The following is a 14,503-nucleotide window of genomic DNA, read 5'->3' as shown; positions in this document are numbered from 1 at the left end:
ACAGACATCTCGCGGCCTCAGGCGTTAAATGCATGCTACGAAAGGGATTTGTGGTGCTGTAAGAAACCTCGCGACAATGTTCCTGATCGTCCGGATTCTTGCCCCGTTGCCTCCTTTCTCAAGACACCACTGTTCCGGAATCTTCGAGAGCTTTATGTCTATTGGCAAACCTGCTGGCCACGTCCTGTCTTCGATGTTTCTGGTTTCATTGCTGAGTGGCTGCACGCTAGGCCCGGACTACCAGTTGCCTGCGGTGGAGGTCGCCCGCCAGTGGCATGCGCCGCTGCCTCATGGCGCGTCGACGGTCGGGCTGGAGGATTGGTGGCAACAGTTCAATGACCCGGCACTGGCAACCCTGCTGCGTCTGGCACAGGCAGACAGCCCGTCCCTCGACAAGGCCCTGGCGCGCATTGCCCAGGCACGCGCGACGCTGGACGGCAGCTTTGCCGACAGGCTGCCGCAAGTGAGCGGCGGCGTGAGCAAGTCACGCGCCGGCATCACTCAGAGCGGATTACAACAGAGCGGTACGACCTCCGGCGCAACCCTCGATGCGTCCTGGGAACTGGACCTGTTCGGCAAACTGCGACGCACCGACGAGGCTTCGCGCAATCTGCTCCAAGCACGTGTCAATGACTGGCATGACGCTCGCGTATCGCTGGCCGCCGAAGTCGGCGATGACTTTGTGCAATACCGCGGCTGCCAGATGCTGGTGAACGCTTACCGTGATCAGGCGCAATCCCAGGAGCAGACCGCACGTCTGACTCGCGTGTCGTTTCAGGCCGGGTTCACCGCAGCCTCCGATTCCTCGTTGAGCGATGCCAGTGCAGCGGCCAGCAATGCGACGCTCATCAAACAACAAAGCGAGTGCGACGTGCTGCTCAAAAGCCTGGTGGCCCTGACCGGCAGCGACGAGGAAAAGGTGCGCGAAGTGCTCGGCCATACCCCCGCGCGACTGCCGCAGCCCGCGTTGCTGGATGTACGGGAAATACCCGCCGACCTGGTGCGCCAGCGCCCGGACCTGGCATCCAGCGAGCGCGAACTGGCCGCCGCGAATGCGCAGATCGGCGCGGCCCAGGCTGATCGCCTGCCCAGCCTGAGTCTGGTCGGCGCGTTCGAGGTGGGGACCACCACCGGAATCTTCAGCCGCAACTGGAGCCTTGGCCCGCAACTGACTGTTCCGCTGTTCGACGCAGGCAAGCGGCGGGCAGCAGTGGACTCGGCGCGGGCGGAGTACGACACGGCGCTGGCGACCTATCGGCAGACCTTGCGCACCGCGGTCATGGAGGTCGAGCAGTCACTGGTACGTCTGGACGCGGCACGGCGTTCGCAAGCCAGTACGCAGCGGGCCAGCGACGGTTATGAAGCGTCGTTCGAGGCCACAGACCGCAACTGGCAGGCCGGCAATGCCAGCCTGCTGGACCGCGAAGTGGCGCGGCGCTCGGCGCTCTCGGCGCAAATCGAATTGATCACCGTGCAGCAAAATCAGGTGCGCTACTGGATTGCCCTGTACAAGGCCCTGGGCGGTGGATGGCAGGGCAGTCGCGACGGTTTGGCCGGTGAGACACCGAAGCGGGGCGGCGTATGAGGAAGATACGTGTTTATGGTCTGCTGACGCTGGCTGCCTTGGGTATCTCGGGCTGGCTGTTGTTTGGCCGTGCAGAACCGATACCGGCCGCCGTTGCAGCGCCAGCCACCAGCCTGACGGTCGAGGCGGTTCAACCACGTCGCGAAGACTGGCCGCAGGAAAGGGTGGCCAGCGGTGCGCTCGCGCCGTGGCAGGAAGCCGTGATCAGTGCCGAGACCGGAAGCTTGCGTATCGCCAGCCTGAAGGCTGATATCGGCGATCAGGTGAAGAAGGGCCAGGTCTTGGCGACGCTGGCCGATGACAGCGTGCTGGCCGAGGAAAACAAGCAGAAGTCGGCAGCCGCCCAGGCCACTGCGCAATTGCAGGAAGCCCGCTCCAATGCGCGACGTGCGGCATTGGTCGGACAAAGCGGGGCGCTGTCCGAGCAGCAACTGGAAGATTACCGGGTCAAGGTGCAGACCGCCGAAGCCAACCTGGCCTCGGCCAACGCCGATCTGCGCAGCATCCGGATCAAGCTCGCGCAGACGCGCATCGTCGCGGTGGATGACGGGATCATTTCCGGGCGCAAGGCCTTGCTTGGCGATGTGGTGTCGGCGGGCAGCGAAATGTTCAGGATGATCCGTGATGGCCGCATCGAGTGGCAGGCGGAACTGGATGCACAACAGTTGCCGGGCGTTAAGGCCGGTCAGTTGGCCCGCGTGATGTTGCCGGGTGGCATTGAGGTCGAAGGGCGCGTGCGGCTGGTCTCGCCGATGCTCGACGGCAAGACCAGCAGGGCGCTGGTCTATGTCTCCCTGCCGATAGGGTCGATGGCGCGCGCCGGCATGTACGCCAGCGGCCGCATCGAGCTGCCGTCCAGCCCGGCGCTGACGGTTCCGGACACCAGCGTGATTCTGCGCGATGGACGCTCTTATGTGTTTGTACTGGGCAAGGACATGCGCGTCAGCCAGCAGGTGGTAGAGGTCGGACGGCGTCGTGGATCGGCGCTGGAAATCCTTGGCGGCCTGGCAGAGCAGACACAGATCGTCCGTAGCGGCGGGGCCTTTCTCAATGACGGGGCCAGCGTGACACTGGTCAACGCCGAGGCCCGCACGCAATGAATATCTCCGCGTTGTCGATCCGTTACCCGGTTCCGGCGGTCATGCTGTTTTTAATGCTGACGCTGTTTGGCGTCCTCGGATTCGAGCGTCTCGGTATTCAGGACTTTCCCGACACCGATCTGCCCGCAGTGGTCATCAGTGCCTCGCTGGAAGGCGCCGCCCCCGAGCAACTGGAAACCGAAGTCGCGCGCAAGCTCGAAGACAAGCTGACCTCGCTGCGCCTGCTCAAGCATGTCACCACGCAAATTGCCGAAGGCAGCGTGATCATCAATGTGATCTTCGACATCGACAAGGATGGCAACGAAGCCCTCAACGAAGTGCGCAATGCGGTGGACAGCGCTGCCGCCGAGTTGCCAGCCAGCCTCGACACGCCTTCGGTAACGCGTCTGACCACCAATACCACGCCGTTGCTGACCTATGTGGTCGATGCGCCACGCATGGATGAAGAAGCGTTGTCATGGTTTGTCGACAATGAGTTGAGCAAACAGCTTCTGACCGTGCGTGGTGTCGCCAAGATCAGCCGCGTGGGCGGTGTGGACCGCGAAGTCCAGGTTGACCTTGATCCCGCGCTGATGGCCGGTCTGGGTCTGAGCGTGACGGACATCGCGGACCGTTTGCGGGCAATGCAAAAAGACAACTCCGGGGGCCAGGGCGATCTGGGCAGCGGTCAACAGGCGCTGCGCGTCCTTGGCGGCATTGACGATCCGGCGGCGCTGGGCGCTATCCGCATTCCCGTCAGCGATGGCCGGATGCTCGCTGTGCAGCAGTTGGCCACCGTGCGTGATACCCATGCCGAGCGCACCACTCTGGCCTACCGCGACGGCAAACCGGTGATTGGTTTTCAGGTCATCCGCTCCCTGGGCTTTTCCGACGTCGGCGTGACCAGGGATTTGCGTCAGGCCGTCAGTGAGTTCGCCAGGCAACACCCTGATGTGCATATAGAAGAGGCGAGTAATGCCGTCGAGCCGGTGATGGAAAACTATCGCGGCTCCATGGCGCTGCTCTACGAAGGCATGTTGCTGGCGGTGCTGGTGGTCTGGTGGTTCCTGCGTGACTGGCGGGCAACCATGATCGTGGCCACGGCACTGCCTTTGTCGATCATCCCGACCTTCGGTGTGATGTATTTTGCCGGCTTTAGCCTCAACACCGTTTCGCTGCTGGCGCTGGCGCTGGTGATCGGCATCCTGGTGGACGATGCAATTGTTGAGGTTGAAAACATTGCGCGACACCTGCGCATGGGCAAAACCCCGCGGCAGGCGGCAATCGAGGCCTCCGACGAGATCGGCCTTGCGGTATTGGCGACCACCGTGACCCTGGTCGCGGTGTTCCTGCCGACCGCTTTCATGGGCGGGGTTTCCGGCAAACTGTTTCGCCAATTCGGCGTGACTGCCAGCGCTGCATTGATGTTTTCGTTACTGGTCGCCCGTCTTCTGACACCGATGATGGCGGCACATTTTCTCAAGGCTCGCTCGCATGGCGAGCAAGACAGCGGCTTGATGAGACGTTACCTGGGCTGGATTCACACCAGCCTGAGCCGCCGCAAGACCACCATTGCCATTGTTGGCGCTTTGTTCATCGGCTCGCTGGCACTCATTCCGTTGCTGCCGACCAGCTTTTTGCCTGCCCAGGATATTGCCAGCAGCACTGTCAGCCTGGAATTGCCGCCCGGCAGCAGTATCGCTCAGACCGGCGAGATTGCCTTGCAGGCTGAAAAGCGTTTACGCGCGATTCCTGAAGTGGCCCACGTTTTCATTGTGGCCGGCAGCGGCGATGCGGGCAGTACAGGCAATCGCAACGCGATACTGACCGTCGATCTGCTACCGCGAGACCAGCGCGCACTGAAACAGTCTCAGGTGGAAACGAGCATGCGTGAGAGTTTGCGCAGTTTGCCCGGTGTGCGGGTGACTGTCGGTGGTGACGCCAGCGGCGAACGGCTGGACATCGTCCTTGCCAGCGATGATGGCGACCTGCTGGAGCGTACCGCCGCCGCTCTTGAACCGCAGTTGCGCCAGATAAAAGGCATCGGCAATGTCACCTCAAGTGCTGCGGTGCAACGGCCGGAGATCCAGATGCGCCCGGATGTTTTCCGGGCGGCAGAGCAGGGCATCAGTAGCCAGGACATCGCTGACGCCTTGCGCATGGCCACCTATGGCGAATATAGCTCCTCCCTGGGCAAGATCAATCTGTCCCAGCGCCAGATCAATGTGCGGGTGCGCATGCAGCCGCAAGTACGCACCGACCTGCAGAGCCTCGCTCAGTTACGGGTCACCGGGCGTGATGGCCAGATCGCGCTGGCGTCACTGGGAGAACTCAGCATGGGCAGCGGCCCCGCGCAGATTGATCGTATCGATCGCTTGCGCAATATCACCCTGTCCATCGAACTCAATGGCAGCAATCTGGGCGAAGTGATGGAGCAGGCCAGGCAGTTGCCCGTGATGCAGAACCTGCCAGCACAAGTAAAACTGGTGGAGCAGGGCGAGTTGCAACTGATGAGCGAGTTGTTTGGCAACTTCAGCCTGGCGATGGCCGTCGGTGTGTTCTGTATATACGCGGTGCTGGTGCTGCTGTTCCATGACTTCATGCAGCCGCTGACAATCCTTTCGGCGCTGCCGCTATCGCTCGGCGGCGCACTGCTGGCACTGTTGATCGGCGGGATGAGTTTTTCCATGGCCTCGGTCATCGGTTTGCTGATGCTGATGGGGATCGTGACCAAGAACTCGATCCTGCTGGTGGAGTACGCAATCATGACTCGCCGTGCACCGACCGTGCGCCGCTATGAAGCGTTGATCGACGCTTGTCACAAACGCGCCCGACCGATCCTGATGACCACCATTGCAATGGGTGCCGGCATGTTGCCGACCGCACTGGGATGGGGTGGCGAATCAGGTTTCCGCCAGCCAATGGCGGTGGTTGTCATCGGCGGACTATTGGCCTCTACTGTACTAAGCCTGTTGGTGGTGCCCGTTATCTTTACTTATGTGGATGATGGCCATGAGACACTTAAAAAGTGGTTTCGCCTGCCTCGATAAACAGTGTAATGCTGCGTCGGAGCAGGCTCCCTGACAGGGATAAGTACCAGAGATTACTTTGCATTCCGACATATTTCCTCCTGGGGTTCCACTGAGTGCACGCAGCGCGCCAGTGCCCCTTTTTCATCCAGTCGCCAACTTTTTAGTCAGTAACGCCCCCGCGCCTATTCATAAAATCCGGCCCATGCCGATAAAGACAGGGAGCGCGAAAAGTTGGAGTGCAGTGAACAGCACTTTCCCCCTCGCGGCCTGTAAAGCTCACGTTCTGGCGGCAGATACCTACTACGCCACGGTTAGTTTGTTATTAGAAGCAGGTGCTGCTCTGGCACAGAAATTGGATGACCCTTTCTGCAGTCCGACGAACCGCTTAGAGCAAAAGTGCGCAAAATCCACGCGTCACTACTTGCCTCAAGTGCAGTAGGGCTTCCGGACAAAAGTGATCCCTTACTTAACGATGATGGATAATCAATGAACCTGATAAATCGCACCAGTTTCGCTAAAAAACTCATGGCCGCGTTCATCGTTTGCGCCATGATCACGTTGGCTGTGGGTGGTTTGGGCATGCTCGGTATCAACCGGCTTTCCGATGCCCTCGAACTGACGTTCTCGAATAATCTGGTTTCCGTGGCCAACACCAACGAGACGATGACCGCCCTGACCACTCATAACCGCGGGCTTTACCGTTTGCTCGATGCCAAGGACAAGGCCACGGCGGAAAAAATGCGCCAAAGCATCAATGGTGAGCTGGAGCGTGCGCAGAAAGTCTATGCCATCTACCGTGCCACTCCGCTAGAGGACGACGAACGCGCAGCGGGTGACCAGTACGACACTTTGATGCCCGCTTACATATCAGCCTCCCAGAACATCTTTGATCTGCAGCAGGCCGGCAAACTGGAAGAAGCGCGCAATCGTCTCAACGCACTGGCGGACGGAGAGTTCAACAAGGCTCGCGGCTATCTACAGGTCATGATCGACTCCAACAAGCGTCAGATCAAAGAGGGTGCAGAGGCCGCTGACAGATTGCAGAGCACCTCCGTATTCATGCTGACCGCAGGTATTGTCATCGCGTTTGTGGTGGCGATCATGTTGGGGATTCTGATCACTCGCATGATTACCGGACCGCTGAGAAGCGCTATCGAAGTGGCACAACGTATTGCATCGGGTGATTTGACCCAGAGCGTCTCCAGCACCCGAGGCGATGAAGCAGGGCACCTGCTCAATGCGATCGGTACGATGCAGGGCAATTTGAAACGGACGATTCAGGAGATTTCCAGCGCGTCCGATCAGCTTGCGTCCGCTGCCGAAGAGCTTGGCGCGGTCACTGAAGAAAGCACCCGCGGTCTTACTCGGCAAAATGACGAGATTCAACAGGCGGCAACGGCAGTGAACGAAATGACTGCGGCTGTTGAAGAGGTAGCCCGCAATGCGGTGTCTACGTCGGAGGAGTCGAAAGCACTGGCAACCGACGCCGCTAACGGTCGGGGCCAGGTGGATAACACCGTCAAGGGCATCGGCACCATGGTCAGTGAGATCACCGAGTCGACGGGGTCGGTCACAACGCTCGCTGGCCACGTCCGGGATATCAGCAAAGTGCTTGAGGTCATCCGCAGCATCGCGGAACAGACCAACCTGCTCGCGCTGAACGCTGCCATCGAGGCTGCACGCGCCGGTGAGCAAGGCAGAGGGTTTGCCGTGGTAGCCGACGAAGTGCGCGCCCTTGCGCATCGCACCCAGGCTTCAACGGTGGAAATCGAAGGCATGATCGGCACCGTGCAGTCCGGTGCCGACGGTGCGGTAGCGGCCATGAGCAAAAGCCTGGCGACGGCCACCAACACCCAGGAACTTGCCCTGCGCGCAGGCAGCGCACTGGAAAAAATCACCAGCGGCGTAGGAATGATCAACGAGCGCAACATGGTGATTGCATCGGCGTCCGAAGAGCAGGCCCAGGTGGCACGCGAAGTGGATCGCAACCTGGTCAATATTCAGGAACTGAGCGCACAGTCGGCAGCAGGCGCCAACCAGACGAGCGCGTCCAGTCAGGAACTGTCACGGCTGGCGACTTCGTTCAACACCATGGTTGCGCAGTTCAAGCTGTAACGTTGCGTGTGCAGGTGTATTTCCGGTCCGGTCGTTTGACAATTTGACCGGGAATACACGCTGCTTTCCCTGATTCGTCTCTTGTCTACTGTCTACGGGTCGCCCCAGCGAGTTTGCCGAGTCGACTCGCTTGAGAGTGTCGACCTGTCCAGCCGCGAGCATTCGCAAAGCTGCTCCCGCCTCATTACAATCCCGGCAGACAGGCCAATCCAAAGGTGCACATTGGAATTCACACGGGACAGATTCAACGGGGTCATTGTCGACGCAGCTTCACTGCCAAATGACCCGCAAGCGTTGCGTGACACTGTCGACGCGCTAGTTACCCTCATCGAAAACGAGCGCCTGGCGCTGGCCTGGGTCACACTGCCCATCAGCAATGCCCAGAGCATTCCGGTCTTCACCGCTGCCGGTTTCTCCTTTCATAGCTGCCTGAGCGATCAACTGACTCTGGTGCGCCGCCCGTTCGAGCAGGCATTCGTTCCGTTCATACCCACCCATACTGTAGGAGCGGGGGCCATTGTGATTAACGATGCAGGGGAACTCCTTGTCGTGAAGGAGCGAGGCACGAAGGGGTTCAAGCTGCCGGGAGGGCATGTAGACAGCGCCGAACGAATTCAGGATTCGATCGAGCGCGAGGTGCTGGAAGAGACCGGGATCGAATCGAAGTGCAAATCCATCGTGGCGTTCACCACCAGACATCCCTACCAATTTGGCAAATCCAATATTCACTTCATCTGCCGAATGACGGCCCTGACGCAGCGTATAAACATCCTGGACACCGCCGAAATCGAAGAAGCTAAATGGGTAGCATTGCAATCCTACCTGGCAGACGACAGCAATAGCCTGTCCAACCGGCAGTTGCTCAAAGATGTCGCATTCAGCCAAGGTCTAGTCTCCACCGAGTACTCCGCCAATATCGGACCTCATAAAAAACAGGAGATTTTCACGACAACTGGCTGATCAACCGGAAACTCTGCCTTTAGGTATATGGGAAAACATGCGGATTGAACTGCGGCTAGCAGGGCAAAATCTGTGCATCGCATGCCTGGCGAAATGAAGCGGGGTAGCCTGAGCAGGGCTTGAGCACTGGATGCAACCTGCTGATCAAATTTGAAATATCTTGAAACATTCGTGTCACATCACGAGTCAATGGAATAACCCTCTTCAAGGTTTTCCGATGAAAACGCCTCGCCCCGACACACGTCTCAAATCCCTCATCAACCTGCGCAATTTAAAGATGGCGCGGTCTGCGCACGCATTCGTTCGAGGCAATACCGCCCAGTTCTATGAGTGGCTTCACAGTCAGTCGGGCAGACGTCTGCCCAGCGGTCCGCCAGTCTGGATCTGTGGGGATTGTCACGCCGGCAACCTGGGGCCCACGGGGGATTCGAGAGGGCGCATCGACATGCATATCCGCGACCTCGATCAAGCCGTCATCGGCAATCCCGCACACGACCTGGTGAGGCTGGGGTTGTCGTTGGCGACGGCTGCTCGTGGCTCGGATCTGCCTGGAGTGACCACGGCAAGAATGCTGGAAGAGATGATGCAGGGCTACGAAGAGGCGTTTATGGGCGACGACGATGAAGAGCCCGATCGTCCTGCGCAAGTGAAAGCTGGCATGCGTAGTGCGGTACAACGCACCTGGAAGCACCTTGCCAAGGAGCGTTTCGAAGGTACGCAACCGACCATTCCGCTTGGCAAGCATTTCTGGCAACTGTCACGTGCGGAACGCGATGCAATCAAGGAGCTTTGTGAGACGCCGGAGATTCATGCGCTGGTGACATCGCTCAAAGGCAGATCCCAGGATGACCGTGTGCGTTTACTCGACTCCGCCTACTGGGTAAAAGGATGCAGCTCTTTGGGGCTGCTGCGCTATGCGGTGCTGATGGGTGTTGGCGATGAAGAGGATGAAGAGTTCTGCCTGCTCGACGTCAAGGAAGCCGTCGCAGCAGCGGCCCCACGTACGGCGAGGGCTCGCATGCCCAGAGACAATGGCAAACGGGTAGTGGAGGGCGCCCGCAACCTGTCGCCCGGCCTGGGTAGCCGAATGGTTGCCGTGCGAATGCTGGATCATTCGTTCTTCATACGTGAGCTGCTTCCTCAAGACATGAAGCTGGAACTTGACGAGCTCACTGAGCAAGAGGCCATGCAGGCCGCAGCGTATCTCGCGAAAGTTGTTGGTAACGCCCACGCCAGACAGATGGATCTGGCCACACGCGCGGCGTGGATCAGGGATCTGCAAGCCAATCGGTCCGATACGCTGGACGCTCCCTCCTGGCTATGGTCGAGCGTCGTTCAACTGGTCGGGAGTCACGAGCAAGGCTATCTTGAGCATTGTCGGCGTTACGCGCTCTAGCATCTTATAAATGCCGAAATGAGCGGAACAGATTAGTGGCTTATGTTGGCCGTCCCTGGCGCACAGGCTTCGGTTAACCAGTATTCCGCTCAAGCTCTCCGGCGAAGCACAAGACAGTAAGTGCCCGGTACTTATCGGTTGTGGCGCAGAATGGAGAAGTTCAGCGCCGCTGCTACCGAGAGCCAGACCAGGTAAGGGAACAGGATCAGCCCAGTGATGATGTCCAGTTGCAAGGCCATTACGATCATCGCGGCAACCACGATCCACAGCAGAACCAGAATCACCATCGCAGGAACCAGACGGTTCGCGCCAAAAAACACCGGCGTCCACAACGTATTCAGCGCAATTTGAGCCGCCCACAGGGCCAGCACGATCTCGCTGCCGGGGATCAGCGTCAAGCGATAGCCGGCCCAGGCGAGAAGCAGATAAATCGTCGTCCACGCCACCGGAAAGGCCCAGTCGGGCGGGGTGAAGCTCGGTTTTTTAAGAGATTCGTACCATGCTCCCGGCTTGAAAATGATGCCGGTTGCTCCGGCGGCGCAGCAGGCTAGAAGGAAAATGAAGAAGGTCATGGGGTGTCCTGGGTCGAGGGCTTATGGGGCTGATCGGTGGTAGCGATACCCAGGTTGGACGCATTTGCGTTGAAAAGATCCGTTTTTTTGATGTGAGGGGCAGGGCGCAGGGGTGCAATTTCCCAGCGTTGAATGACGAATGTTGTTGCGCTGATCACAGCGATTGTCGTCGTTCGAACTGTGCGCGTAAAAGCTTGGCGCTCAAATCCTCCCAATGCTCGACAAACGCTGTGCGGGCCGTTTCGAAGTCGCGACTGCGAAGGCAGGCTATCAAGTGCTCATGGTCCTTGACGATCTGCTTGGGGTCCTCATAACAGGGCTGTTGCAGTACCAACAGCAGCTCAATCTCGCTCTCCAGCATCGCGTAGCTGCGCTGCAGGCGTGCGCTGCCACTGGCGCGGATGATCGCCCGATGGAAGTCACCATCAGCAGTCACAATGTCTGAGCGTGGGGTATCGGGTGCGGTATTGCGCAGTCTTTCTACGGCGTCCAGCGCATCAGCCGGGACCGTGCCATTGAGGATAATCATGCGCACCGCTTCAGTCTCCAGCACGCCACGCAGCCGGGCAATGTCGACGATGTCGTCCGGGCCGAACTCGGGTATGCAGAATCCGCGATTAGGCACTTTCAGCAACAAGCCGAATGACACCAGCAACTGTGCCGCACTGCGAAACGTGTTGCGCGCCACTTCGTACTCATCAGCCATCTTGACGTCGCGCAGAAATTCGCCTGGCTCGAAGTCACCGTTCAGGATCCTGGCCTTGAGCTTCGCAGCCAGTGCTTCGACCGCCGAGAGCCTGACCGGGGATGTTTCAATGTTCGCGCTGGAAAAAATCATGTTGACCACGACGAGGGTTGGAACTCGGTAGAGCGCGTGATTCTAGTACGCATGGGTGGGCGCGCACCAGAGACGCAGCGGGAATTCTTTTGAGTTGTACAACAATAATATTTTCAACGGCTATCTGAATTATTTTTGTACACTGTTAAGTCTATGATTATTAAGAATTTTTCAAAAAGTCCTGCCTGTCAATTAGCTTTTCAACCGAAATATCTGCTTCCAATAAAAATAATTGTAGCACAATATCTTCGCATCGATGTCGTGCCATGCATGGCTTGCCACGTCCAGGAGTCCAGCGATGCAAGTGATTGGGAAGGATGGGTTCAGCGAAAGCCTTGTCGCTTTACAAGGCGATTTGGCGGCGCCTTTCACGCCAGTGTCGCTGGAGGAAGGGCGGCGTATCGTGCTGGAGCAATTTGGTATCAGCGCGCAGTTGACACGATTCGCCACGGAAAAAGACGATACGTTTCGCTGCGATTGTTCAAGCGGTCAGTCCTATGTGCTGAAGATCGCCAACCCGCAGGAGTCGCCCATTGAGCTCTCGCTGCAAATCGAAGTCATGCAGCACATCGGGCGCAGGGCACCCCAGTTGCCGATTCCCAGGGTCTACCCCGCGCTGGACGGCGGGCACCTGACCACAGTCATGACCGAAAGCGGTGAGTCAAGGCAGGTGAGGCTTCTGAGCTTTCTGCCAGGTACGCCATTGGATAAAACCACCCTCAACGCCCAGGGGCGCGAGCAGATCGGCCAATTGCTTGCCCACCTCAGGCTGGCCACTGCCGACTTTGCCCACCCGGCAGAGTCCCGCAAGGTGTGCTGGGATGTGCAGCACCTGCGGATACTTGAGCCCCTGCTCAACGGCGTCGTCGAGCCCGCGCGCCGGCACTCGCTGGAGCGGGCGCTTGAGCGCTTTGGCGAGGTGGAGGGTTTGATCGCCGGGTGCCGACAACAAGTACTGCATAACGACTTCAATACTTCGAACATCGTCATCGATGCGCATCGCCCGCAGTGTGTCGGGGCGATCATCGATTTCGGCGACACGGTCAAGACCGCCATTGCCATCGATGTGTCCACGGCCATGATGAACCAGTTGCTCGCGGCGCACCCCGGTCAAGACCTCGATATTTTTGCCCCCGCCAAGGACCTGCTCAAAGGGTACCTGCAAGTTGCCGACCTCACGCCTGAGGAACTGGCCCTTATCCCGCACCTGGCCATGGCGCGGCTGGTTGCCAGAGCGTTGATTACCACCTGGCGCTCGCAGCTTTTCCCACAGAACAGTGCCTACATCCTGAGGAACGCCGCGCCGGGATGGGGGCAGCTGGACTGGATGCTTAGCCGGTCACCGTCACAGATGTCAGCGCTTTTGATGCGCTTCGCCCACTGATTCATCCACTGCTTAGGGGGTTTTAAATGAGCAACTCAAACATCCAGGCTGTCCGTGGTGACATGCCAAACGGCTTCAACCCTGCCAACGTCGATCGCCTCGACCCTGCTGCACGTGAACATATTCAGCGTCGGATCGATTTGCTGGGGCCTGCCTATCGGTTGTTCTATAACGAGCCGGTGGGTGTCGTGCGTGGCAAAGGGGCTTATCTGTACGATAAGGACGGCAACGAGTACCTGGATGCCTACAACAACGTGGTGTCGGTGGGGCATTGCCATCCGCGCGTTATCGCCGCGATCACTGAACAGATGAATAAACTGTGCAGCCACACTCGTTACATGCAGGACGGCATTCTTGACTATGCCGAACAGCTGCGCGCCACGGCCGACGGAGAGATGGGCGCCGAGGGGCACTTGATGTTCACGTGCAGTGGTTCGGAAGCCAACGATCTTGCCATCCGCATTGCACGGCATCACACCGGCAATACGGGAGTCATCGTCACCGCCGAGGCCTACCACGGCAATTCGGCGACCGTGGCAGCCTTTTCGCCGTCGCTGGGCATCAATGCCAAGCTCGACCCGTTCGTGCGCCGGGTGCCTGCTCCGGACTCCTATCGCATTCCACGTGAAGCACTGGGTCGCTACATGGCCGACCAGGTTGCGGCGCAGATCCGCGATATCCAACGCCATGGCGGCGGCGTCGCAGCATTCATTGCCGACTGCCTGTTCTCGTCGGATGGCGTTTTCTGTGATCCGGTCGACGTATTCGGACCGATCGCCGAGGTGGTGCGCAAGGCAGGAGGCCTGTTCATCGCCGATGAGGTCCAGTCGGGGTTTGGTCGCAGCGGCACACATTTCTGGGGGCATCAACGCCACGCGGTGGAGCCGGACATCATCACCATGGGCAAACCCATGGGTAACGGCTACCCGGTGGCAGGGTTGATGGTGCGTCCGGAGGTAGTCGCAAGCTTCGGCCGCGACATGCGCTATTTCAATACCTTTGGCGGCAACAGTGTTGCGATTGCAGCCGCTCAGGCGACGCTGGATGTGATTACCGAAGAGCAGTTGATGGCCAACGCCAACCGTGTGGGCAGCCTGATCATGGCGGGCCTCAAGGACCTGGCTGCGCGGTATGAGCACATTGGCGACGTACGAGGCACCGGCATGTACTTCGCCGTCGAGCTGGTAAAGGACAGGGCCAGCAAAACGCCTGACATGCAGACCGCTCTGCGCCTGGTCAACCATCTACGGGAAAAACGGGTGCTCATTTCCGCCACCGGACCCGATGCAAGCATTCTGAAAATTCGCCCACCCTTGATCTGGACAGCAAGGGAGGCGGGTCGACTGCTTGACGCCTTGGAAAGCGCGTTTGCCGAGTTGTAAAGCCCACCCGGGCGCCTCGATAAAGTCTGCCGAGGCGTGCCTTTTAAACGGTGGTTTGTACCGAGTAGCCCTGTATTTAACCGCTTATTTACGGCCTCATGATGGTGTAATAACCCCATGAGGGCCAGATGCTCGGCACACCACAGCGGTTTGTGCCGTA

Annotated in this window: 10 protein-coding genes; 8 read left to right on the top strand and 2 right to left on the bottom strand. The window is 59.0% G+C overall.

Annotated elements, in window-relative coordinates; genetic code table 11:
- The first annotated feature begins 154 nt into the window (after window positions 1-154).
- From JOE33_RS01010 to JOE33_RS00985, 6 genes are all read left to right on the top strand, one after another.
- On the top strand, window positions 155-1,585 hold the full coding sequence (locus tag JOE33_RS01010) for an efflux transporter outer membrane subunit (RefSeq protein WP_187625753.1): 1,431 nt from the start codon (window positions 155-157) through the stop codon (window positions 1,583-1,585).
- Window positions 1,582-2,685 (top strand): efflux RND transporter periplasmic adaptor subunit, encoded by a 1,104-nt coding sequence (locus tag JOE33_RS01005; RefSeq protein WP_187625754.1) that lies wholly within the window; start codon window positions 1,582-1,584, stop codon window positions 2,683-2,685. The genes JOE33_RS01010 and JOE33_RS01005 overlap by 4 nt, the downstream gene beginning before the upstream one ends.
- Window positions 2,682-5,714 carry an efflux RND transporter permease subunit gene (locus JOE33_RS01000; RefSeq protein WP_187625755.1) on the top strand — a complete coding sequence of 1,011 codons (3,033 nt, stop codon included), beginning with the start codon at window positions 2,682-2,684 and terminating at the stop codon, window positions 5,712-5,714. The genes JOE33_RS01005 and JOE33_RS01000 overlap by 4 nt, the downstream gene beginning before the upstream one ends.
- A 468-nt stretch (window positions 5,715-6,182) precedes the next feature.
- Entirely contained in the window at window positions 6,183-7,811 is a 1,629-nt protein-coding gene (locus JOE33_RS00995) for a methyl-accepting chemotaxis protein (RefSeq protein ID WP_010434746.1), read from the top strand.
- Between the two features lie 222 nt (window positions 7,812-8,033).
- Window positions 8,034-8,771, top strand: coding sequence for an NUDIX domain-containing protein (locus JOE33_RS00990; RefSeq protein ID WP_010434744.1), 738 nt, complete (start codon window positions 8,034-8,036; stop codon window positions 8,769-8,771).
- A gap of 217 nt (window positions 8,772-8,988) precedes the next feature.
- Window positions 8,989-10,167: a DUF2252 domain-containing protein gene (locus JOE33_RS00985; RefSeq protein ID WP_010434742.1), complete on the top strand. Its 1,179-nt coding sequence runs from the start codon at window positions 8,989-8,991 to the stop codon at window positions 10,165-10,167.
- Window positions 10,168-10,298: 131 nt separating this feature from the next.
- Here the strand turns inward: JOE33_RS00985 and JOE33_RS00980 are convergent, their stop codons facing one another.
- The gene (locus JOE33_RS00980; RefSeq protein ID WP_187625756.1) at window positions 10,299-10,739 is read right to left on the bottom strand and encodes a TspO/MBR family protein; all 441 of its coding nucleotides are present in this window, start codon (window positions 10,737-10,739) and stop codon (window positions 10,299-10,301) included.
- A 154-nt stretch (window positions 10,740-10,893) separates the two neighbouring features.
- A complete protein-coding gene (locus JOE33_RS00975; protein ID WP_010434739.1) occupies window positions 10,894-11,577 on the bottom strand; it encodes a GntR family transcriptional regulator in 684 nt (227 codons plus the stop codon).
- Between the two features lie 298 nt (window positions 11,578-11,875).
- On the opposite strand from JOE33_RS00975, the gene JOE33_RS00970 reads away from it, so the two are divergent.
- The gene (locus JOE33_RS00970) at window positions 11,876-12,961 is read left to right on the top strand and encodes a phosphotransferase (RefSeq protein ID WP_187625757.1); all 1,086 of its coding nucleotides are present in this window, start codon (window positions 11,876-11,878) and stop codon (window positions 12,959-12,961) included.
- 26 nt (window positions 12,962-12,987) lie between these two features.
- The gene (locus JOE33_RS00965; protein WP_122529502.1) at window positions 12,988-14,343 is read left to right on the top strand and encodes an aspartate aminotransferase family protein; all 1,356 of its coding nucleotides are present in this window, start codon (window positions 12,988-12,990) and stop codon (window positions 14,341-14,343) included.
- The last annotated feature ends 160 nt before the right edge of the window (window positions 14,344-14,503 follow it).

Origin of the sequence: Pseudomonas sp. PvP027 (assembly GCF_017833005.1) — a bacterium.
GTDB classification, from domain to species: domain Bacteria; phylum Pseudomonadota; class Gammaproteobacteria; order Pseudomonadales; family Pseudomonadaceae; genus Aquipseudomonas; species Aquipseudomonas congelans.
Note: the sequence above shows the minus strand (reverse complement) of the source record. Positions and strands in the feature narration are given on the sequence as shown.